The organism is Anaerococcus sp. NML200537 (assembly GCF_026131715.1).
Lineage (GTDB): Bacteria > Bacillota > Clostridia > Tissierellales > Peptoniphilaceae > Anaerococcus > Anaerococcus kampingae.
Window position 1 is genome coordinate 1 of record NZ_JAMXSL010000019.1, and the last position, 23,067, is coordinate 23,067.

Genomic DNA, 23,067 nt, shown 5'->3' on the forward strand with positions numbered 1-23,067 from the left:
CAACCATCGGACTGCCTCCAGATTCCCCTGATAAATATTCCGTTACTAGTTTGATTTTAAATTCTTTTGTGTATTTTGGCATACAAAAACCCCTCCATCCGTATTCCGGATTTTGGGGTTCAGGTCACAAGTAAAACTGGTATTTTTAAGATAAAAACCACCCAAATAAGGGGTGGTTAAATTATTATCTGTTTTTTCTATTTTTTCTTTTAGCAGCGTCATTTTTCTTTTTTCTTATAACGCTTGGTTTTTCGTAGTGTTCTCTTCTTCTATATTCAGAAAGTACACCGGATCTTGCGCATTGTCTTTTGAATCTTTTAATCGCACTGTCGATTGATTCGTTTTCTCCAACTCTGATTTCTGTCATCTCTATCCCCCCTCTCGTATCCGCACTTAAGATTTCAAATCAGCCTGGTGGCCATTGTAGGCTTCTTCCGCCTAGGACATGAAAATGCATGTGAGCTACACTTTGTCCCCCATCATCACCGATGTTATGGACTACTCTGTAGCCATTTTCAGCTATGCCTTTTTCACGAGCTATCTTTTTGATAGTTAAAAATATTTTTCCTAGCAAGGAAGAGTCTGACTCGCTAAGCTCATCTAAAGATTTAATGTGCTTTTTTGGTATAACAAGAAAATGGATAGGTGCTTGTGGATCTACGTCATCAAATGCAATTACATCTTCATCTTCATAGATTATCTTTGATGGAATCTCTCCATCTATAATCTTACAAAATACACAATCCATACTTCACCCCCATTAGTATATATAATACCATAATTAAATTTAAGAGTAAAGTTTTTTATTTAATAATTTGGCCAATAAGTTCATTATTTTCAATGCCAGTTATTTTTACATCAAAAATTTCATTATCTTCTATGGATGGGTCCTTGACATTTACCCTTAGATAATTTGTTGAATAGCCTGATTTGAAGCCTTTTATATCTGCTTTTGATTCAAATAGGACTGAAAGAGTCTTTCCAATTTGTTTGTCTAAAAATTCTTTTCTATTTGTATCTTCAATTTTTTCTAAATCTTTTAACCTATCCTTTTTGATATTTCCATTTACCTGGCCGCCCATTTTGGCTGCCTTTGTCCCATCTCTTTGAGAATATTTAAATAGGTGGGTTTTGGCAAATTTAATTCTATCTACAAATGCCATGGTGTCCTTATGATTTTGTTCTGTTTCTGTTGGAAATCCTACTATGATATCTGTTGTAAGACCGGCATTTGGGAAAACTTCTCTGATTAGTTCTACCTTCTCTTTAAAAGTTTTTGTGTCATATTTTCTATTCATAGCCTTTAGGATATCATCTGATCCAGATTGTAGGGATAGGTGGAAGTGATCGCAAGCCTTTCCCGTAGCCTTCATCCTTTCTAGGAAATCTTTTGTTATGTGTCTTGGCTCCATGGATGAAAGTCTGATTCTTTTAATCCCATCAACCTTGGCTACATTTTCTATTACATCTATTAGGGATGTTCCGTCTTTAAAATCTTTGCCGTAGCTTGCCACATGAATTCCTGTTAGGACTATTTCCTTAAAGCCATTTGATCCAAGGCGTTCGGCTTCTTTTATTATTGAATCCATAGGACGGCTTACTACATTGCCCCTTGCATAAGGAATTAAGCAGTAAGAGCAATACATATTACAACCATCTTGGATTTTCATATAGGCTCTAGTCATGCCTGTTTGATTAGAAATAGCTAAATCCTCATAAGTTTTTTCTTCAGATACTGATATTAACTTATCTGTTGCTTCTTTGTTTTGTAAAAAGTCCTCGCAAAGTTCTACAACTTCTTCCTTATTTCTAGAGCCTAGGATTATATCTACGCCTTCTATTTTGGCTACTTCTTCTGGTTTTACTTGTGAATAACAACCCATTACAGCAATTATTGCATCTGGGTTGTCAGTCCTTGCTCTTGATATCATCTGTCGGCTTTTCCTGTCAGACATATTTGTAACTGTACAGGTATTTATGACATAGATATCTGCATTTTCTTCTTTTCTTTCAAATCCTCTTGCCTCAAAGATTTCTTCGATAGCTTCAGATTCATACTGGTTTACCTTACATCCTAAGGTTATTATGTTAAATGTTTTTGTCATTCAAAAAAATCCTTAACTTTATCAAAAAATGATTTTTCTTCTTTTACCTTGTTTCCACTTGCTTCAGCAAAAGCTTTTAGGGCTTCTTTTTGCTCTTTATTTAGCTTCTTAGGTGTTACAATCTTGACATAAAAGTAGAGATTGCCTTGTCTGCCTGTACGTGAATCTTTGATTCCTTCGTTTCTTAGGGTAAATCTTTGGCCTGTTTGGGTTCCTTCAGGGATTTCAAACTCGACACTCTTCTTAAGTGTTGCTACATCTATCTTGCCACCTAGGGCTGCTGTTGTAAAGCTAATTGGCATTTCGTAGTAAATATCTAGGCCATCTCTCTTAAATATTTCATGGTCACTTACCCTTACTATTACATATAAGTCCCCATAAGTGCCTCCATTTTCGCCCATATGACCCTTGCCGCTTAGTCTTATAACATTTTGATCTTCTATGCCTGATGGAATGTCGATTTTGATTTTTTCTGATTTAAATTCTTTACCAGATCCCTTGCAATTTTTGCATGGCTTATCAATTATCTCACCTGTACCGTGACACTTATCGCAGGTTACTGTCCTTGACATGGTACCAAAGGCTGTCCTTGAAACTTGGTTTACCACTCCTTGTCCATGACAATCTGGACAAGTGTGCTTTTCAGAACCCTCTTCTGCCTTAGAACCGTGGCATACGTGGCATTCCACTTCTCTTCTTATCTGAATTTCTTTACTAACTCCAAAGGCTGCTTCTTGGAAGGATAGGTTTATTACTTGCTGGATATCAGCTCCCTTTACAGGTCTTTTTGCCCTGCTTGCCGCATAGCCTTGGTTAAATATATCTCCAAATAAATCTCCAAATATATCACCAAAACCACCAAAGCCTGATGAAAATCCACCAGCTCCAGCTCCACCATTTTCAAAGGCAGCAGCCCCATACATATCATATTGTTGTTTCTTTTCAGGATCTGATAAGATTTCATAAGAAAGGGTTGCTTCCTTAAATTTGCTTTCGGCCTCTTCATCTCCAGGATTTAGGTCCGGATGGTATTTTTTGGCTAGTTTTCTATATTCTCTTTTTATATCAGCAGTGCTGGCATCCTTGCTTACACCAAGCACTTCATACGGATCTCTCATTTTACCTCCAATCATAAAAAAAGCTATTTCTCTAGGAAATAGCCCCTTTTATCAATTGTTTTTATTATACTAGCTATAGTAAATCTTTCAAAAGATTATTCTTCATCTTCATCGATTACTTCATAGTCAGCATCTACTACATCTTCATCGCTTTGGCCAGCACCTTCTGCTCCAGCTTGGCTTTGTTTATACATTTTTTCACTTACTTTGTAGATTTCGTTTGTTAATTCTTCTGTAAGTGCTTTGATTTTATCTAAGTCATCAGCTGCTATTGCATCTTCTAGTTCTTTAGCCTTAGCTTCTATAGCTTCTTTTTCGCTGCCTTCTAGTTTTGCATCTTCTACTGTCTTTCTAGCTTGGTAAACTAGGTTTTCAGCGTTATTTTTAGCATCTATTGTTTCTTTTTTCTTCTTATCTTCTTCAGCAAATTGTTCTGCTTCTTTTACCTTTTTATCGATTTCTTCTTCTGTTAGGTTTGAAGATGATGTGATTGTTATCTTTTGTTCCTTACCTGAGCCTTGATCTTTAGCTGTTACATTTACTATACCGTTGGCATCTATATCAAAGGTTACTTCGATTTGTGGAACACCACGTCTAGCTGCAGGAATTCCTGTAAGTTGGAACCTACCAAGAGTTATGTTGTCTGCTGCCATTTCACGTTCACCTTGTACTACGTGGATGTCTACTTCTGTTTGTCCATCTGCTGCAGTTGTGAATATTTGGCTCTTCTTTGTAGGTATTGTTGTATTTCTTTCGATTAATTTTGTAGCTACACCACCAAGTGTTTCAATACCTAATGATAATGGTGTTACATCTAGTAGTAATAGGTCTTTTACTTCACCTGTTAGGACACCACCTTGGATAGCTGCACCTAATGCAACTGATTCATCTGGGTTGATGTCTTTTTGTGGTTCTTTACCGATTATATTTTTAACTAGCTCTTGAACTGCTGGTACCCTTGTAGAACCACCTACTAGTAGGACCTTGTCTATATCAGAAGCTGATAGGCCTGCATCCTTTAAAGCATCTTCTACTGGTTTTCTTGTTTTTTCTACAAGATCATGGGTTAATTCGTTGAATTTAGCCCTTGTTAGGTTAATGTCTAAGTGGACAGGTTGGCCATCTACTGCTGTTATAAATGGTAGGTTAACATTTGTAGTAAGTGTTGATGATAGCTCTTTTTTAGCCTTTTCAGCTGCATCTTTTAGTCTTTGCATTGCTGTTAGGTCTTTTGTTAAATCAACACCTGATTCTTTCTTGAATTCAGCTGCAAGATATTCTACTACTGCATGGTCAAAGTCATCTCCACCAAGTTTGTTGTTTCCTCTTGTTGAAAGTACTTCAAATACTCCATCACCTACTTCAAGTATTGAAACATCGAATGTACCACCACCAAGGTCGTAAACCATAATCTTAGATTGGTCTGTTTCCTTATCCATACCATATGCAAGAGCAGCAGCTGTTGGTTCGTTGATGATTCTGTCTACTTTTAGACCTGCAATTTGTCCAGCATCTTTTGTAGCTTGTCTTTGAGCATCTGTAAAGTAGGCAGGTACTGTGATTACTGCATTTGTTACTGTATCATTTAGATAAGCCTCTGCGTCTGCTTTTAATTTTTGAAGAATCATTGCTGAAATTTCTTCTGGTGTGTATCTCTTGCCATCTATTTCTGGAGACTTCCAATCATGTCCCATTTCTCTTTTTACTGATGCTATTGTTCTATCTGGGTTAGTAATTGCTTGTCTTTTTGCTGTTTCACCAACTAATCTTTCGCCATCTTTTGAGAAAGCTACTACTGATGGAGTAGTTCTATTACCTTCACTGTTTGGTATAATTGTTGCTTGTCCACCTTCCATTACTGCTACTGCAGAGTTGGTTGTACCTAAGTCAATTCCTATAATTTTTGCCATATGTTTTTCCTCCTATTTGCTTACCTTAACCATTGCTGGTCTAAGGACTTTGCCGTGTAATGTATATCCTTTTTGGAATGTTTCTATTATATAATCTTCTTTAACTGTATCGCTTGCTTCCGTCATTACTGCGTGATGCAAATTATGATCAAAAACGCATCCGTCTGATTCAATTTCTTCTAAACCTTCGCTTTTGAGGGTCTTTAGAAATTCATCTCTTATCATTATGACTCCCTTTACAAAAGGATCTTCCATATCCTTATCTTTAAGGGCCCTATCAAAGTTATCTAGGACAGGTAGAAGCTTTTCTATCAAAGAGCTAGAGGCAAATTTCTTAAAGTCCGCTTTAGACTTTTCTTCTCTTTGCTTATAATTTGCAAAATCTGCCATAAGTCTCTGGTATTTTTCTAAATATTCATTATCATCTGATGAAGTTTCCTCCGTATCTTCAACTATTTCAGCATCGATTACTTCTTCATCTTCTGGATTTTCTTTTATATTTTCTTCTTCTAATTTTTCTTCATCTTTTATTTTATCATCTGCCAAATCATTCACCTTACCTTTTTATTCATTTAGTAAATCTGAAACTAGCTTAATACTTTCAATAACTTCTTTATATCTAATTCTAGTTAGACCTACTATACCAATCTTACCGATGGTATTTTCGTCTACCTTAAAATAAGAAGTTATGATTGTATTTTCCTTTAACTGGTCGATTTTATTTTCTTCTCCGATAGTGATGACTAGGCTTTGGTCATTTTTATCAGTTAGAAAATCTGTAATAATATCTGGATTTTCAAAGAGATTGATAAATTCCTTAGCTTTAACTATATCATCAAATTCTTTAAAATTGAATATATTACCCAAACCCTCTATCTTGATTTCCTTATCAGAATCCTTGCTAGATTCATTTTCCATCTTTGTTTGGATTATATCGAGCAAATACTTATAATTTAGATTTAACTTCTCTTCTATACTTATGATTTTCTTGCCTATATCATAAATACTTGAACCAACTAGCTCGCTCCTTAATATATGATTAACTTGCGATAAGCTTTGATCATCTATCTCATATTTTAGATAAATCAAATCATTAACAACTAGGCCATTGTCATAGACTACTATAAGTATGAGTGCATAATCATTTACCCTTAATAGCTCTATGTTGGCTATTGATTTTATTTGATTTTTGTAAGTGATAGACACTGCTGTTAGATTTGTGATTGTCGCTAAAATCTTTGTAGCTGAATCTACAATATCTGTAGCATTATGGTATCTCTTATCCAAGATTTGCCTCAAGTTTTTAGGATCGTTTTTCTGATCAAGCAGGCCATTTTCAAGTAAATGGTCTACAAAAAACCTGTAGCCCTTATCTGAAGGTAGCCTACCACTTGAGGTGTGGGCCTTTTTTAGAAGGCCTTTCTTTTCTAGAGATGACATATCATTTCTAATAGTAGCCGGTGATACATCAAAGGAATAATCATCAGCCAAACTCTTAGAGCCTACTGGTTCTCCCTCTAGGATATAGGAGTTTATGATAGAGAAAAGTATCTGCATTCTTCTATCTTTCAAGTCTTTCACTCCTTTTAGCACTCTTTAGTATCGACTGCTAATTATAGTATACTAGCTAGGATTCCTTTGTCAAGAAATATTATATTATTTCAAGAAAAAACTCATTAGAAAGGGAAAATCCCTTCTTAGTAAAGCTTATCCTATCAGAGATTTCAAAAAATCCATCCCTATAAAATTTATCAACTGACTCTTTATATTTTTCTAAGAAGTCAGCCTTAAATTTTTCCTTAAAGGTCTTAAGATTTATTCCTTGAGCCTCTCTTAACTTAAAAATTATATATTCTTTTTCCTTCTCATCCCTATCAATGAATTCTTTATTTATAATAGGAAGCTTATTTTCTCTTATAAACTTATCATAAATTGCTAGATTTCTTGTATTGGTATATCTGGTATTTAAAAGATAGCCGCTAGCACCAAGGCCAAAGCCAAAGTAACCCTCGCCATTCCAATATTTTTTGTTATGAAGTGATTCAAAACCTTGCTTGGCAAAATTTGATACTTCATACCTTTTTAGATTAAGTCTTGAAAGCTCATCTATTATCATATCAAAAATATCTACCTCTAAGTCACTATCCATCAAATCAAGCTTGCCTTCTTTGTCAAGAGCATAAAACCTTGAACCCTTATCTAATATCAAAGAATACCAAGAAATATGGTCTGGATTAATTTTCTTTACAAAATCCAAGTCCTTTTTTACAGAATCCAAATCTTGACCTGGGAGGTTTAACATCAAATCAAAAGATAAATTTTTAAATCCTGCTTCCCTAATCAAATCTATATCCCTAAGGGCTCTCTCTCTTGTATGATTTCTACCAATATTTTTAAGGACCCCATCATCAAATGATTGGACCCCTAGAGAAATCCTATTTATGCCAAGCTTTTTATAGGTCTTAAGCTTTTCCTTATTAAGCGAATTTGGATTTGCCTCGATGGTAAATTCTTTTATGTCTGTCTTAAATTTATAGATTTCCCCTACTATTTCTTCAATTAGGCTCGGATCTATATAAGAAGGTGTGCCTCCGCCAATATAGATAGTATCTATAATTACATCCATCCTTTGCCTATAAAAATTTATTTCTTTTACAAGATTTGAAACATAGGGTCTAATCCAATTTTCTAAATTTGGGAAGGCTGCAAAGTCGCAATAATAACACTTTTTCTCACAAAAGGGAATGTGGATATAGGCTCCTATATTATTCATTTTTACCTATCAATTCTATAAGCACTAGCTTAGCGGCAGATCTGCTTATTATCTTAAAATCAGATCCCTTTTTTATCCTAAGGGCATCTGCTGGAAAATATGTGTATTCCTTGCCATCAGCTATAACCCTCACCCTGCCATCTATTACAACTATATAATAGGCATGGCCTGGATTTTGTGGTCTAAATTCATTTTCCTTTTCAAAATATAGCCTCTTTATAATCTCGTCATCTGACTTTAAGACCAATTCTTCGCTTGCTTTAACTTGCTTTTTTTCTTCTACCTGACCAGTTTTATGGTTTTTATAATCATCATTAGTGAAAATTGTTTGGTGAACTGGAGCTAAAATTCCCATAGGAACTTTCACAATATGGCTACCATAATAAGTAAATCCAAGCTTCTTTTGAAAATCCCTAGACTTAAAATTATTTCTAAAATATCCAGCAGAAATATAATCAAGACCCAAATCTTCAAAGGCATATTTCATCATAGCCCTAACAGCTTCTGTCATAATTTTTTGCCTATGGTAAGCAGGACTTAATACAAAACCTATCTCCTTGGCCTTTTTACCTTCAAATTCTTTATAAAAATCCTCATCCACTGGGCGAAGTACTATAGATCCGATTACCTTGCCATCCATTTCTATAGCAAGGACGTTTTTATTTTTTTTAAATCTTTCTAAAACTCCCCTAGTGTAATCTAGATTTTCATGATGAGGCCAACCAGCCATTTCACCAAGTCCAGGTATTTTTGCGTATTCAAAAAAATCTTCTAAATCAGAATCTCTAAAGGCTCTAAGTACAAACCTATCAGTTTTTATAACTAAATCAGTAAAATCAACTTTAATATCCATAAATACTCCTTATCCATGATAAATATACTATACAATAATGGAATTTATTTTAAAATTTTGTAAGATATGACTAAGTATCTTGTCTAATATATGAAGGAGGAGTTATGGATATAGAAAAAATTTATAGGATATATTTTGATGACTTGTATAGATTTTTGCTATATCTATGCAAGAATAAAGAAGTGGCCCAGGATATTTGCTCAGAATCCTTTATAAGGGCTATGAAAAATATTGAAACTATCGAAGATTCTAAAGTAAAGTCTTATCTCTTTCAGATAGGCAAGAATACCTATTACAACTATTATAAAAAGAACAAAAGGCTTTTGCTCACTGATAAAATCGAAGACTTTGACCAGGAATTGGAATCTTTTGAGAAAGATTTATTGTGCAAAGAAAATCTATCTAATTTGGATATGGCAATAGAAAGTCTTGAAAATCCTTACAAAGATGTTGTGAAACTAAGACTTAACGACCTATCTTTTAAGGAAATCGGAGAGATTTATAAGAAAAATCAAAACTGGGCCTGTGTCATCTACCACAGGGCCAAGGAGAAATTAAAAATATTAATGGAGGAAAATAATGAATAATTGCCAAATTATAAAAGATTTACTTCCCTTATATAAGGAAAATCTTTTAAGCGAAGAATCAGTTAAATTTGTAGAAGACCATATAAAGTCTTGCCCTAAGTGCAAGAAGATATTGACAGATGAAATCGAATTTGAAAATAAAAATACAAAGCCCCTAGATTTTGTCGAAAAAAGAATAAAAAAAGAGACTAGATTTTTTACCCTAGCAGTGGTCTCGTTTATCGGATCAATACTCATTTTTATCATATCCTATCTAAGCATTCCAAGGCATATTGAGTATGAAAAGGACTTGTACAAAGTTTACAAGAGCGATGACATCTACACAGTAGAATTTTCTGACAAGGTTAGCGGGATTGATTACACTGACACAGAAGATTCCATCTACCTTGATGCCTATACCACAAAATATGACCAGATTTTTAATAAAGATAGGCCAAGAAAATCCCTTACTTTTCATAAGGACGATTTGAAAATGGTCCTCTACCAAAACCACGATTCTATGCCAGAAATGGTAATCGGATCTGGAGAAGTACGCCAAACTATGCTTCCTAGACTGCTATTTGGCTTTTATGCAAGAGCTTCTATTCTTGGATTCATAGGCCTTGGACTGATAGTATTTGCCCTAGAAAAATTTAGAAAAAAATCTCTAAGTCTACTAGCAAAGACATTTTTACTGGGATGTCCCCTATCACTTTTCCTAGCAATTATTGCAGTTAAAGGATTAAATACAGAAACCTTCTACCCAGTGTCAGATTTTAAATATATTGCCTTCTTAGGCTTAGGAATCTACTTATTTTTGATCTTTCTAAGCATAGCAAGAGACCAAAAAAGGATGTGAGAAATCACACCCTTTTTTATTTTATTCATCATCAAGCTTGAGCACTGATAGGAAGGCCTCTTGTGGGACTTCAACATTACCAAGTTGACGCATCTTTTTCTTACCTTCTTTTTGTTTTTCAAGAAGCTTTTTCTTTCTAGAAATATCACCACCATAGCATTTGGCGATAACATCTTTTCTTAGGGCCCTTACTGTCTCCCTAGCAATGATTTTTGCACCAATTGCCGCTTGGATTGGCACTGCAAATTGTTGTCTTGGAATCTCATCCTTTAGCTTTTCAACAATTCCCCTACCTCTTGCATAGGCATTGTCTCTGTGAACGATTAGAGATAAGGCATCGACATTTTGTTCATTAATTAGGATATTAAGCTTAACTAGGTCTGAAACCTTATAGCCAGTTACTTCATAATCAAGGGAAGCATAACCCTTGGTTCTTGACTTAAGATTGTCAAAGAAATTGTAAATGACCTCATTTAATGGAATCTTATACTTAATAGAAACCCTATTTTCATCTATATAGGTCATATTTATAAGCTCACCACGTCTAGATTGGGCCAAATCCATTACCTGACCAATATATTCCTTTGGAGTGATGATTTCAGAAATTGTTTCTGGTTCCTTTATATATTGGATTTCTGCAGGATCTGGGAAATCATTAGGATTTTGTAATTCTTTCTCTTCATCCTGAGATTTTAATTTAATCTTATAAATAACTGATGGAGCAGTAGCGATTATATCTAGGTCATATTCTCTTTCAAGCCTTTGGGTAATGATATCCATGTGTAAAAGTCCAAGGAAACCTGCCCTAAGACCTACACCAAGAGCTTGAGAATTTTCCTGCTCAAATACAAGGGCAGCATCATTAACCTGAAGCTTTTCCAAAGAATCTCTTAGCTTATCAAAAGATTCGCCTTCAGCTGGATAGATACCAGAATAAACCATTGGTAGGACTTCCTTATATCCAGAAAGTGGCTTGTCTGTAGGATTTGAGACACTTGTGATAGTGTCACCAACCCTAGCATCCTTTACTTCCTTTATAGATGCCTCTATAAAGCCAACGTCTCCACTTCTTAATTCCTTTGTGGCAATCCTACCCCTTGTTGTGTAACCAACTTGGTTGACCTCATATTTCTTGCCAGTGTTCATCATGACAATCTCATCGCCAGGTCTGACAACTCCTTCAAAGATTCTTACATAACATACAACTCCCACATAAGAATCGTAATAAGAATCAAAAATAAGGGCCTTAAGTGGCTTATCATCATGATCTTCTGGTGCAGGTACGTTTTTAACAATATCTTCTAAAACATCTTCAATATTTAAGCCAGTCTTGGCAGAAATCATTGGAATTCCATCAGTATCAAGGCCAATCTGATTTTCTATCTCAAGTTTAATCTCATCAGGTCTAGCACTTGGAAGGTCAATCTTATTTAAAACCGGAAGAATTTCCAAATCTTGCTCTAAAGCTAGGTAAGTATTGGCCAAAGTCTGAGCCTCAACCCCCTGACTAGCATCAACAACAAGAATAGCTCCTTCACAAGCCTTAAGAGACCTAGACACCTCATAATTAAAGTCCACATGGCCTGGAGTATCAATAAGGTTAAGGTCATAAGTATTGCCATCATTAGCCTTGTAATGAATCTTAATAGACTTAAGCTTAATTGTAATACCACGTTCCTTTTCAAGCTCCATATCATCAAGCATCTGCTCTTTGATATCCCTTTGGCTTATATTTTCACTTTTTTCAATGAGCCTATCTGCAAGGGTAGACTTTCCGTGGTCAATATGGGCAATTATTGAAAAATTTCTAATATTTTCTTTTCTCTTTGTCATATATCTCCTACTAATCTTATTTATATGGATTATTATCAATAAGTCCTGCATCAGCAAAAGGATAGAACCTCAAAAATGCATGACCTACAATATCTTCTTTATATATCTTACCAAAATTTCTGGAGTCATTAGAATTATCCCTATTGTCCCCAAAAACTAAGTATTCATTGCTACCTAAGATAAATTCATTACCAGCAAGACCTTCTAGAGTATGGTCGCTAGCTATATATTTCTCCTCAAGTACATCTCCATTAATAAGTACCTTACCATCCTCAAGCTTGACAGTATCCCCAGGAGTACCTATAACTCTTTTAACATACAATCTATTTGGATAATCTGGGGCCTTAATAATAACAATCTGTCCCCTCTTATAATCTCCAAAATATTTTCCAACCTTATTAAGCAAAAGCATATCATCACTATGTAGGGTATTTAACATCGAATCCCCAGAAACTCTAGTGGCATCAACTATAAAAAACTTAACAAAAAAAGTTATGATCAAGGCAACGGCAATAGTTTTAACCCAATCCCAAATCACACTTAGGATGTAATCCCACTTTTTATTTTTCTCTTCCATAATAACCTCTCATTCCTTGAATTATTATATACTATATAGGGGCAATTCTCAAAAAATTCTTAAAAATATAATAAAAACTTGAGCTTTTTGAAAGTTTATGGTAGAATACATAAGTCAAGTAAAAAAAGAGAAGAGGTGAAAATAGATGGCAAATATTAAATCAAGTCAAAAAAGAATTGAAGTCGCTAAAAGAAATACTCTTAGAAATAAGTCAAGAAAATCAGCAATCAAAACTTACATCAAAAAGTTTGAAGCAGCTATAGAAGCAAATGAACTAGACCAAGCTAGAGAATTACTAAAATTAGTTGACAAAAAGCTAAAACAAGCAGAAAGCAAAAATGTAATCCACAAAAACAGAGTTGCATCTGTAACATCAAGATTAGCTAAAAAATTAAACGCAGCAAACGCATAAGAAAATGAGTGATAATCAGTAATGGATCCCGACATATGACTACTGATAATCACTCATTTTAATGGTAGCAAAAATATTGCTAGCAATATTTTTGCGGTTTTCACAATTTTGCAAGCACGAAGTGCGCAGGAAAATTGATGAAAAACCTTATGCAGCGAAGAAAAAAGGACGCGACGAACAGGAGCGTTCTTTTTTTGTAGTCGCATAGGATAAAGACATGACCTGTGAGCAAAATTTTTACGATTTTCACAATTTATCAAACAACGAAGTTGTGAAGATAAATTGATGAAAACATTATGCAGGGAGAGAAATTCAACGAGACGAGTAGGAGCGTTTAATTTCTCGAGTCGCATAGGATAAAGCAAACACTGTAAGCAATATTTTTGCGGTTTTCACAATTTTGCAAGCACAAAGTGCGCAGGAAAATTGATGAAAAACCTTATGCAGCGAAGAAAAAAGGACGCGACGAACAGGAGCGTTCTTTTTTTGTAGTCGCATAGGATAAATCACACCTTTGCAAGCAATTTTTTTACAATTTCACAATTTATCGAATGAGAATCAGAAATAGAAATCGATAAAAATCTTATAATAAACTAAAAAGAACGTCTTAATAGCAACGTTCTTTTTTAATCCAATCATATTCAATTAAATACCTACCCCCCACAAAGGCAATCAACTTCAAGAGCTCATCTCTCATATCAAAATTTTCTGACTTGCTTCTTTTTTCCATATCGAATATTCTTTCATTTATATCAATTAATTCATCAAGGCTGAAGTTTCTTATAAAGTCCTTGGCTTTTTTTAGTTCAAAGCTTCCTATCTTTGCTGTTTTCATCATAAAGGAGTCGTTGTAGGATGCTTGACTTAGGCTTTTTATGGTTGTTAAAATCCTTATTTGCCTTATTATCATATGGTAGACCATAAAAAGGTCTTCTCCTGATTTTACCATGGACAAGAAGGTCTTCATGGCTGTTTTTGTGTCTTTTTTGGAAAGGGCATCTGTTAGGTTAAATATGGATAGGTTAAGGACTTGATCTAGTTGGTCTTCTATATCCTCTCTTGTGATGACTTCATTATTTGAATTTGATATAATTTTATCTACTGAGTTTACTATTTCATATAAGTCTACTTCGCTATTGTAGGAAAGATAGGAAAACCTGTCTACTATTTCTCCAATAAATTGGTTTGAAATTTTCTTATTTTTGCTTAAAAATCTCTTACCAATAAAGGACCTCAGCTCCCTATTATTTAGCCTTTCAATTTCTACGATATTTCCCTGCTTTTTAACTTCCTTGTAAAATTTGCCCTTAAAAGGCTTATTATCAGAAAAAATCATAAGTGTAGCATAGGTTGGGAAATCTGCCAAATCTTTGCTAAGCTCATCTAAGACTTCTTTGTAAGATGCGACCTTATCTTTACTTAGGTCTATATTCTGCCAGATTATTATCTTTTTATCTTCCATGACAGGATAGGTTTCGTAGGAGTTTTTGAGAATTTCGTAGTCTGTTTCACCCTTTATCCTGATTAGGTTAAAATCTTTTATATTTATTTTTCTCTCTGCCTCTTCTATCAGGGTGGTATTGAGGTATTCTTCCTCAGAATCAAATAAATAAACTCCGCTGGTTTGACCTGAGCTTAGACTTTTAAAAAAATCTACATATTTCATCTAAAAAACCCTCCTTTCAAATATTTTTCTACTCTAATTTCTTTATTTTTAACTCTAATTTTAACTAGGCCATCGCTTTGGGTATTGTAGGTTTTTATTCCCCTAATATTGTGTAAAACTTCCCTATTTGGGTGGCCGTAGGTGTTATTTCTTCCTGCTGATATTAGGGCAATATCTGGATCTACCCTATCGATAAATTCTTTATTTGAAGATGACCTTGACCCATGGTGGGATAGCTTTAATATATCAGCCCTTTGGTCTAATTTATTTTCAAATTCAGCTGACAAGTCGCCTAGGCTTAGAATTGTCTTTCCCTTTATATTTATCAATAGGCCCATTGACTTATCATTTTCATTTTCATTATTTTCCCCATCATAAATACACCTGATAAAACCATCAGATAATTTTACTTCATCACCTATATTTATAATTTTTGCCTGGTATTTATGCTTAAATTCTTTTGATAAGGACTTATCAACTATTATATTTTTAACCCTGATATTTTCTAGCAAATAATTGAGGTTGCCAGCATGGTCCTTATCTTCATGGCTTATAAAAACTCCCTCAATTTCCTTAACTCCAATGCTCTTAAGATAGGGAACGAGGATTCTCTCACCAGAATCATAATCCTTATACTTTGGTCCACCAACATCAATCATATAATATTTTCCCCTATCATCTATTAAAAAGGCATCACCCTGACCTATATCAATCATCTGATAAGTTATATCTTTATTTATGAGATTTAAGACTAGCGACATAGAAGTAATGGCAAGGGAAAGACCTAGGAATTTCCCGAAATTTTTCTTTACCTTTACATTAGCAAAAATATAAATTATTATAAATAAAAATATGGATACCAAAATATTTTCTGCTACAAAATCTAGGCTTAAAAATGAAATAGAACCTAAGAAACTTGTCATATTAAGCATGGACCTTACCAGTAAATCCAGGCCGATAAAGGCTAATTTTAGAAGTCTTCCCAAAATCGGATAGGTAAAGATTATAAAAAACATCAAGTAAATTGCTATTTCAAATATTGGTACAATTAAAAAGTTTGCTGGTATTGATAAGAGATTATAATACCTAAAATAATAGGCAACAAAGGGTAAGGTAGAAAGCTGGATTGCACTTGTAAAGGCAAAGGAATCTCTTATAAAACCTTCTTTAAAGAGCTTTTTAAAGCGTGGATAAATCCTATAAATTGCAAGACATGCCACAAAAGATAGGATAAAGCCTGATGACAAAAGAGCAAAAGGATTTATCAGCAAAATTATTAAGGATGCAATTATTAAAGATTTGACCCTATCTATCGGTTTTCTATACAAAAATCCCACAAATCCTATCAAATTTATTATAAGAACTCTTTGGACAGAATATGGAAAACCAATTATATAGGCATAAAGACCAACTAGGATAAGACCTATTAGCCTGGTGTACTTATAGGGAATTTTTAGCTTAAGGCCTATAAAGGATAAAAATGTCATCAGCATATCCATGTGAAGACCCGAAACTGCCAAAATATGGGCAAGGCCCATCTTGCCAAGACTTTCCCTGTCGATCAAATTATCTGTAAGCAAAAGTGAAATTACAAAATCTGATGATTTCTTGGATAAGTTATTAGAAAAAATCCTATTTATGTAAGAAAAAAATCCCTTTCTTATCTTAAGAAAAATGTTATTGGACTCACTTCTAAGACTTTCTTGATGGAGATTTTTCGGCTTAAATTCAAGACTTACATTTTTTGAAATAGCATAGGACCTAAAATTAAATAAATTTGGGTTAGTATTCCTATTTATAAGCTTAAGCTCTCCCTCAAGGTCTAATATATCCCCTATATCAAAATCTCCCTCATCAAAGATAAAGGCCTTTTGGTCATAGGATTCATTTTTTATCTGGACTGTGTACCTATAGGAGTCATTTGACTTTCTTTTTTCTAAAATCTTAACCTGAACATTTTCTATATCACTTTCGTGCAAATTAAATGAAGAAAGCCTAATAAAACTTAAGGAAAATCCTAGGAATATTGCAAGAATTACTATAGAAAAATCCCTATTTTTCTTAAAAGCAACAAAGGCAAGACTTAGGCAAACAAGGCCTAGGTTAAATATATTTAGATTTTCAAAATTTATAAAGCCCACTATGCCCAAAATTAGACCTAGGAGGATTAATCCTAAATTTTTTTTCATAAAAACCTCTATTTAATTATATCATATGTTATAATAGATTTAGAGGTGACCTATGAAAATATATGAAAATTATCCTGAAATATTAAATATCAAGGCAAAGGTCCTTGATAAGAGATTTAAAAATAACATAAGCCAAGTTATAGTCGATAAAAGTATCTTTATGGCTGATGATAATGAACTAATAAATGATTATAAATTCCTAGATGATAAGGAAGTTATTGAGGTAAAGGAAAATAGAGGCAAGCTTTTAATTTCTGTGGATGGAAAAATAAATAATGATCAAGTAATCCTTGAAGTAGATAAGGATCTAAGATATAGAAACCTATCCTACAACACCGCCTACATCCTCTTTCAAATATTCCTTGAAGGATTTTATGGCAAAATCAAGACAAATTTATTTCTAAATGAAGATGAAGCCTACATAAGCCTTATTAATTACAGAGATGATATTGACCCTGCGCTTTTTGATGAAATGATTAACTACGCTATCGACTCAAGCCTACATATCACAACTACAGCTGGAATTACAGAAATAGCAGGTCTTGGAACTGTAATTAATTCTAATATTTGCTTTAACAACACCTATAAGATTATAAAATTTAAGGTCCTGGATGTACATAAGGATGGGAAAAATACTATCATAAGCTTTGCCGCTGGTAGATAAGATATTGACAAACTTACTCTAGCAAGGTAAACTATTATAAATTTGTAGAAAGGAGAATAGAAAAATGACAAAACTAAGAAAAGGAAAGAAAGCAAGTAACTAGTAAGTAAGGATAGCTCCTTGACTTACATAAGAAAAAACAAGGAGGATGCCGAATTTTCGGCACTATGAAAGAATTTAAATTTTTGATTAAAAAGATGGCTAATTTAGAGCCAATCATGTTTTTACTAATCGCACTTTACGGTCTATTTGTAGGGATCAAACCCTTCTTATGGATTATTTCACCTGCCTATATTCTAAAAAACTTCCAGGACAATCCTAAAGTTTTTCCAGTATTTTTTATAGGCTTATTTTTTATTTCTTCATTAATTAGCTTTTTTGATGCCTTTGTTATGGGCAATTACAGGATGAGGATGAACCATGTCCGTTATAAGCTAATGAATATGATCACAGAGTATGCACTCTACCTACCCTACGCCAAGAAAAAGGAAAAAGCTGAATCAGAGAAAATTAACGAGGCCATGAAAGCTGTAGAATCACCTTGGCTTGGAGCTGGCGGCATAATGATGGATTTGCCAAATGTCTTTGCTCTTATTATTTCGATTGGTGGATTTTTGTGGATATTTGCTTCTATGGACCTTTGGGTTCTATCTTCAACAATTATTCTAACAATAATTTCATGGGCACTTTTAAACCAAGTCCCAAAATCCTATAACAAATACCGGGATGAAATGAGTCCAAATTGGGATAAGTTTGCCAAGCTTAATAATGAAATGAAATCTCCCCTATCAAAGCAAGATATTTTGATTTTTGATACAGTAAGGATTTTTAAATCCTATTATGGCAAAACCAACAAGGATAGGATAAACCGCCTAGAAGGAGTCAATACAAAAACCATTAAGATTTTTACCTTGGCTAATTTAGTAAACCTTATTAGGGACGGTCTTATAGTCTATTGGCTAATGACAGGACTTATAGCTGGAAGAATATCAGTGGCAAATTTCTATGTCTATTTTACAGCAATCTTTGCCTTTATTGCCTTTAACCACCAAACCATGTGGTTTTTTACTGATATCAGGAGAAACTTTTCCATGTTTAAGCCATTTTTTAAGATTACAGATGTCTATAAGGATGAAAAACAAGAACTTTATCCAGACCAAATGGAAATAGTCCTTGATAATGTTTCTTTTAAATATCCGGGAACAGATAATTATGTTTTAGAAAATATTAACCTGAGGATAAAAGACTCAGAAACAATCGCCCTTGTAGGGGAAAATGGTGCAGGTAAGTCAACACTTGCCCTACTTCTCGCTGGCTTATACCAACCGACAGAAGGTAGGATCTTAATTAATGGTGAAGATATTAATAAATCTCATATTGACTATAAAAAGCTAATATCAGCTGTCTTTCAAGATTCAAATCTCTTGCCATTTTCATTTAAGGAAAATATCCTAATGTCAACTGAGGATAAAAAGATAGATGATATTTACAAGATGACCCACCTAGATGAAATCATAAATAAATATGATAAAAAGGATAATCAAACCCTATTGAGGATTTTGGACAATGACGGGGTTGACTTATCTGGTGGCCAAAAGCAAAGGCTATTTTTATCCAGAGCCATAGCTAAGTCTAGGGCCAAGCTTTTAATCCTAGATGAGCCAACAGCCCAGCTTGATGCCCTAAACGAAAGAGAGCTTTATATGCTCTATGATGATCTGACAAAAGATAAGTCTTCGATTTTCATCTCCCACAGGTTGGCATCAACCAAGTTTTGTGACAGGATAATCTATCTAAAGGACGGCAAGATTCTTGCAAATGGGACCCATGATGAGCTGATGGAAAGGTGTGAGGATTATAAAGACCTCTACAATCTCCAAGCAGACAATTACAAGGAGGTCTTATGAAAAATATAAGAAAACTATTTAAATTAATCGACACCTACCACCCAGGATTTACCCTTAGGGTTATTATCACAAACCTGATATTAGGATTCTTACCATTAATAAATATTTTTGCTCCAAAACTAATTATAGATGAGCTTATGGGAGCAAAAAGAATTTCCTATTGTCTAGGCCTTGGCCTTTTGGTTTTAGTCTTAGGTTTTATCAAGGAAATTGCCTATAGAGATTTAAATAATTATCTGACCTTAACTTTTGAAGATATGTCAGATAAGCTCACCTTTAAGATTGCCAAAAAATCCTTAAGGCTACCTATAGAAAAGTCTGACTCAAAGGATATACAAGATATGATGGAACAAGCCCACTATGCCGTTTGGGAAATGTACACCCTTTATGACATCATAGTTTTGGTAATATCAGCTGTTATTACAGGGATTTTATCTTTGACAATCCTTGTAAGATTAAATCCAGCCATCATCATCTTGTTAATTTTGCTAGTTTTAATTAACAAAAAAATAGTGACCTTGATTAAAGAAAATGAACTAAAGTACCAGGAAAATAATATTTCAGATTTAAGGACATATAGATTTTTTGCAAATTTTGCGGCAGATCTTAGGTATTTTAAGGATATAGAAATCTATGAAAGCCAAGATTTAGTCCTAGAAAAAGCAGACTTCTACCAGCAAGAGATGATTGATTCTTCAACAGAATACTTCAACAAAAATGGCATCTACACTGGTATCATGAATGTTAGTGCCAATGGCTCAATTATCTTAACTTTAATTTACCTAACCTATAAATTAATCGATAAGACTATTAGCCTTGCAAACTTCACCATGTATTTCAACTCCCTAATCCAAGTAATAAATGCAACTAACCTCATACAGCAAAACTACGCCAAGGTTATTTCTGTAAATGCTCAATTAGAAGTATTTTTTAACTTCCTTGAAATGGAAGAAGGGCTTCTTGATAAGGGAGAAATCACCGATTTTGATACAAATGAGATTAGGATTAGATTTGAAAATGTATCCTTTAAGTACCCAGCAAGTGAAGATTATGTCCTAAAAGACTGTTCTTTTGAAATAAAAAATGGCGAAACTCTTGCCCTTGTGGGCAAAAATGGAGCTGGTAAATCTACTATAGTAAAACTATTGTGTAAGTTTTACGAACCAACGGGAGGCACTATCTACCTAAATGATATTGATATAAGTAAGATATCGACCAAAAAATACTATGAGATCCAATCCCCTACCTTCCAAGACTTTAGGCTATTTCCATTTAGGATTAGCGAAAATATCACAAGTAAATTGAAGGAAGATATTACAGATCTTGAGTATGAAAATATGGATAAGGCCTTTGACCTTCTAAATTTATCTGATTGGATATCTAAACAAGTAGAAAAAGAAGATACCTTCCTCACCTATTTATTCTCAGACAAGTCAGTAGAGCCATCTGGAGGAATCGGTCAAAAGCTTGCCCTCGCCCGTTCAATCTTCCACCAAGGGAAATTTTTCATAATGGATGAGCCAACCAGTGCTCTAGATCCAAGGAGCGAACAGGAAATTTTTGAAAATATGCTAAAAATTTCCAAGGGTCAAACATCCCTTTTCATCTCCCACAGGCTATCATCTACCAAATATGCAGACAGGATTATAGTGTGTGATAAAGGAAAGATCACAGAAAATGGCACTCATGATCAACTCATGAAAGAAGATGGGCTTTATAAGGAAATGTTTACAACTCAAGCAGAGTTATATATATAAAAAAAGCTTAGGCGTAAAATCGCTTAAGCTTTTTAGATCTTTAAAATGTCATACCCTTATAGTATATAAAGGCTATAACAAAAACCAAGGATGCTATAAGATTCATTGATAAGGCAAGGAAGGATTTTTTCTTATATAATTCAAGGTCTGCCAAATCTTTCCTAGAAATATTTTGTATAGGGTATTTTTTTCTGCCAATCAAATAAGCTAGCAAGAAGGCATTGCCATTATTACCCGAAATATTTAAAACTCCCAAAAGCTTAGGGTGTTTTAGGCCCCTTGCCTTAGCATCAATTTGAGTCATCTGATATATATTATATTGGAGAAAAAAAGCTCCAACCACAAAGACTGCCCCACTTATAACCATTATTATTAATTTTATATCCATTTCCTTCTCCTAAAATCTCTTAATAATCTCACTATAAACTAAGCCTGTTACTATTACTGCCAGAGTAAATATAGCAATTAAAACTACTTTTTCCGGTAAAAATTCTGTAAAGATTGCCATAACAACCATTGCGACCAGGCCCATAATTATATAAAAAATGAGTTTTTTGTTTGATCTTACTATATCTGTTGATTCTTCCAAATGTTTCATAAAATTATCGCTTCCTTTCAAAAGTTCATCCAAGCTAATCTCATATAAATCGGATAAGGCAAGAACATTTCCTATATCAGGATAAGTTTTGTTATTCTCCCAATTTGATATGGATTGTCTAGAAACGTAAAGTTTGTCTGCTACTTCCTCTTGGGTCATTTTTTTATTTAATCTTGCTTGTTTTAATTTTTCTCCAATCTTCATCCCTACCTCCTAAAGATATCTTAGTTTATTTTTTTGTTTTCGTCTATCAATTATACTTTACATTGGCTTATTTTTATGTAAAAACTCTTTTACATAGGTCAATTTCAATATTATTTGACTGATAAGCCTATATATTAGATAATTATAGAAGGAGGATTTATGGAAGGAATTTTAGTTGGTCTAGTGACATTTTTTCTTATAGGGATTTTTCATCCCCTAGTGATAAAGGGAGAATATTATTTTGGTAAAAAGGTTAATAAATATTTTTTTCTAGCAGGACTTATCTTTACTCTTGTTTCAATTTTAATTAAGAGCCTAATACCTAGCATCTTTGCTGGAGTCATTGCTTGCTGCTGTTTTTGGTCAATAAAGGAAGTGGCAGAACAAGAGGAAAGAGTACTTAAGGGCTGGTTTCCAGAAAATCCTAATAGAAAAAAATATTATGATGATTTGAGAAATAATTTGACAAAAGATAAATAGACCTTATAATGAAAATGAACAATGTTCATGAGGAGTTTTAATGAGTATTTCTAAAGAAAAAATCCTTATATTTTCAAGAGAAATTGTAGCAGAAGAAGGGCTAAATGCCCTTAGTATAAGAAAACTTGCAAGCAGATGCGATCTTGCTGTAGGATCAATCTACAACTATTTCCCATCGAAGGATGATTTGTTGATAGAGACCATAGAAAGTGTTTGGGAAGATATATTTAGAATCGATGATAAGAGCCTGGCTTTTGATGATTTTATAAAATATCTAGACCATGTTTTAGACCATCTTATCTCAGGTATTAAAAAGTATCCCAATTTTTTTAATATCCACTCCCTATCTTTCAAGTCAAAAAACAAGGATAGGGCTAAAAGCTCTATGGATGTCTATCTTGAAAAGCTCAAAAAAGAAATGATTTGTGCTCTTAATGAGGATAAAAAAATTAAGCAAGCTACTTTTAACGATACTTTTTCAAAGGATGACCTTATAAAATATATCCTTACCACAAGCATATGCTTTATTGTCGACAAAAATTACGATAAGGACCTATTTTTAAAGGTCATTGAAAAAATTATTTATTAAAAGACCC

23 protein-coding genes are annotated in these 23,067 nt (G+C 33.8%); 8 read left to right on the forward strand and 15 right to left on the reverse strand.

Annotation, left to right across the window (positions count from 1 at the left end):
• Positions 1-184: 184 nt before the first annotated feature.
• The 9 genes from rpsU to NH288_RS06555 all read right to left on the reverse strand — a co-directional run bounded on the left by rpsU (position 185) and on the right by NH288_RS06555 (position 8,759).
• Positions 185-367, reverse strand: coding sequence for a 30S ribosomal protein S21 (gene rpsU, locus NH288_RS06515; protein WP_015778089.1), 183 nt, complete (start codon positions 365-367; stop codon positions 185-187).
• A 39-nt stretch (positions 368-406) separates the two neighbouring features.
• Positions 407-748 carry a histidine triad nucleotide-binding protein gene (locus NH288_RS06520; protein ID WP_265214061.1) on the reverse strand — a complete coding sequence of 114 codons (342 nt, stop codon included), beginning with the start codon at positions 746-748 and terminating at the stop codon, positions 407-409.
• Between the two features lie 55 nt (positions 749-803).
• On the reverse strand, positions 804-2,105 hold the full coding sequence (mtaB, locus tag NH288_RS06525) for a tRNA (N(6)-L-threonylcarbamoyladenosine(37)-C(2))-methylthiotransferase MtaB (RefSeq protein WP_265214062.1): 1,302 nt from the start codon (positions 2,103-2,105) through the stop codon (positions 804-806).
• Entirely contained in the window at positions 2,102-3,223 is a 1,122-nt protein-coding gene (dnaJ, locus tag NH288_RS06530; protein WP_265214064.1) for a molecular chaperone DnaJ, read from the reverse strand. The genes mtaB and dnaJ overlap by 4 nt, the downstream gene beginning before the upstream one ends.
• A gap of 95 nt (positions 3,224-3,318) precedes the next feature.
• Positions 3,319-5,133 (reverse strand): molecular chaperone DnaK, encoded by a 1,815-nt coding sequence (dnaK, locus tag NH288_RS06535; RefSeq protein WP_265214066.1) that lies wholly within the window; start codon positions 5,131-5,133, stop codon positions 3,319-3,321.
• Positions 5,134-5,145: 12 nt separating this feature from the next.
• A complete protein-coding gene (grpE, locus tag NH288_RS06540; protein ID WP_265214068.1) occupies positions 5,146-5,679 on the reverse strand; it encodes a nucleotide exchange factor GrpE in 534 nt (177 codons plus the stop codon).
• Positions 5,680-5,697: 18 nt separating this feature from the next.
• A complete protein-coding gene (gene hrcA, locus NH288_RS06545; protein ID WP_321161879.1) occupies positions 5,698-6,714 on the reverse strand; it encodes a heat-inducible transcriptional repressor HrcA in 1,017 nt (338 codons plus the stop codon).
• Between the two features lie 70 nt (positions 6,715-6,784).
• Positions 6,785-7,906 (reverse strand): radical SAM family heme chaperone HemW, encoded by a 1,122-nt coding sequence (gene hemW / locus NH288_RS06550; protein ID WP_265214072.1) that lies wholly within the window; start codon positions 7,904-7,906, stop codon positions 6,785-6,787.
• Positions 7,899-8,759: a GNAT family N-acetyltransferase gene (locus NH288_RS06555; RefSeq protein ID WP_265214074.1), complete on the reverse strand. Its 861-nt coding sequence runs from the start codon at positions 8,757-8,759 to the stop codon at positions 7,899-7,901. The genes hemW and NH288_RS06555 overlap by 8 nt, the downstream gene beginning before the upstream one ends.
• A 104-nt stretch (positions 8,760-8,863) precedes the next feature.
• On the opposite strand from NH288_RS06555, the gene NH288_RS06560 reads away from it, so the two are divergent.
• Both NH288_RS06560 and NH288_RS06565 read left to right on the forward strand, forming a co-directional pair.
• Complete coding sequence (locus NH288_RS06560; RefSeq protein WP_265214077.1) at positions 8,864-9,346, forward strand: RNA polymerase sigma factor; 483 nt, start codon at positions 8,864-8,866, stop codon at positions 9,344-9,346.
• A complete protein-coding gene (locus tag NH288_RS06565; RefSeq protein WP_265214078.1) occupies positions 9,339-10,184 on the forward strand; it encodes a zf-HC2 domain-containing protein in 846 nt (281 codons plus the stop codon). The genes NH288_RS06560 and NH288_RS06565 overlap by 8 nt, the downstream gene beginning before the upstream one ends.
• Before the next feature lie 21 nt (positions 10,185-10,205).
• Here NH288_RS06565 and lepA read toward each other — a convergent pair whose 3' ends face one another.
• On the reverse strand, positions 10,206-12,017 hold the full coding sequence (gene lepA / locus NH288_RS06570) for a translation elongation factor 4 (RefSeq protein ID WP_265214080.1): 1,812 nt from the start codon (positions 12,015-12,017) through the stop codon (positions 10,206-10,208).
• A 16-nt stretch (positions 12,018-12,033) separates the two neighbouring features.
• On the reverse strand, positions 12,034-12,594 hold the full coding sequence (gene lepB / locus NH288_RS06575; protein ID WP_265214082.1) for a signal peptidase I: 561 nt from the start codon (positions 12,592-12,594) through the stop codon (positions 12,034-12,036).
• A gap of 145 nt (positions 12,595-12,739) precedes the next feature.
• Between lepB and rpsT the strand changes: the two genes are divergently transcribed.
• A complete protein-coding gene (rpsT, locus tag NH288_RS06580) occupies positions 12,740-13,006 on the forward strand; it encodes a 30S ribosomal protein S20 (RefSeq protein ID WP_106460615.1) in 267 nt (88 codons plus the stop codon).
• A 607-nt stretch (positions 13,007-13,613) separates the two neighbouring features.
• On the opposite strand, the gene holA is transcribed toward rpsT, so the two are convergent.
• Positions 13,614-14,672: a DNA polymerase III subunit delta gene (holA, locus tag NH288_RS06585; protein WP_265214083.1), complete on the reverse strand. Its 1,059-nt coding sequence runs from the start codon at positions 14,670-14,672 to the stop codon at positions 13,614-13,616.
• Positions 14,669-16,861, reverse strand: coding sequence for a DNA internalization-related competence protein ComEC/Rec2 (locus NH288_RS06590; protein WP_265214085.1), 2,193 nt, complete (start codon positions 16,859-16,861; stop codon positions 14,669-14,671). Before NH288_RS06590 ends, holA begins: the two co-directional genes overlap by 4 nt.
• A gap of 52 nt (positions 16,862-16,913) precedes the next feature.
• On the opposite strand from NH288_RS06590, the gene NH288_RS06595 reads away from it, so the two are divergent.
• The 3 genes from NH288_RS06595 to NH288_RS06605 all read left to right on the forward strand — a co-directional run bounded on the left by NH288_RS06595 (position 16,914) and on the right by NH288_RS06605 (position 21,189).
• Positions 16,914-17,525, forward strand: coding sequence for a hypothetical protein (locus tag NH288_RS06595; RefSeq protein WP_265214086.1), 612 nt, complete (start codon positions 16,914-16,916; stop codon positions 17,523-17,525).
• A gap of 167 nt (positions 17,526-17,692) precedes the next feature.
• Positions 17,693-19,432 (forward strand): ABC transporter ATP-binding protein, encoded by a 1,740-nt coding sequence (locus NH288_RS06600; RefSeq protein ID WP_265214088.1) that lies wholly within the window; start codon positions 17,693-17,695, stop codon positions 19,430-19,432.
• Positions 19,429-21,189: an ABC transporter ATP-binding protein gene (locus NH288_RS06605; protein WP_265214090.1), complete on the forward strand. Its 1,761-nt coding sequence runs from the start codon at positions 19,429-19,431 to the stop codon at positions 21,187-21,189. The genes NH288_RS06600 and NH288_RS06605 overlap by 4 nt, the downstream gene beginning before the upstream one ends.
• A 40-nt stretch (positions 21,190-21,229) precedes the next feature.
• On the opposite strand, the gene NH288_RS06610 is transcribed toward NH288_RS06605, so the two are convergent.
• Positions 21,230-21,577, reverse strand: a complete 348-nt coding sequence (locus tag NH288_RS06610) for a hypothetical protein (RefSeq protein ID WP_265214092.1) — start codon at positions 21,575-21,577, stop codon at positions 21,230-21,232.
• Between the two features lie 9 nt (positions 21,578-21,586).
• Entirely contained in the window at positions 21,587-21,991 is a 405-nt protein-coding gene (locus NH288_RS06615) for a helix-turn-helix domain-containing protein (RefSeq protein ID WP_265214093.1), read from the reverse strand.
• Between the two features lie 159 nt (positions 21,992-22,150).
• On the opposite strand from NH288_RS06615, the gene NH288_RS06620 reads away from it, so the two are divergent.
• Both NH288_RS06620 and NH288_RS06625 read left to right on the forward strand, forming a co-directional pair.
• A complete protein-coding gene (locus NH288_RS06620; protein ID WP_265214094.1) occupies positions 22,151-22,471 on the forward strand; it encodes a DUF4491 family protein in 321 nt (106 codons plus the stop codon).
• A 40-nt stretch (positions 22,472-22,511) separates the two neighbouring features.
• Positions 22,512-23,060 carry a TetR/AcrR family transcriptional regulator gene (locus NH288_RS06625; protein ID WP_265214096.1) on the forward strand — a complete coding sequence of 183 codons (549 nt, stop codon included), beginning with the start codon at positions 22,512-22,514 and terminating at the stop codon, positions 23,058-23,060.
• The last annotated feature ends 7 nt before the right edge of the window (positions 23,061-23,067 follow it).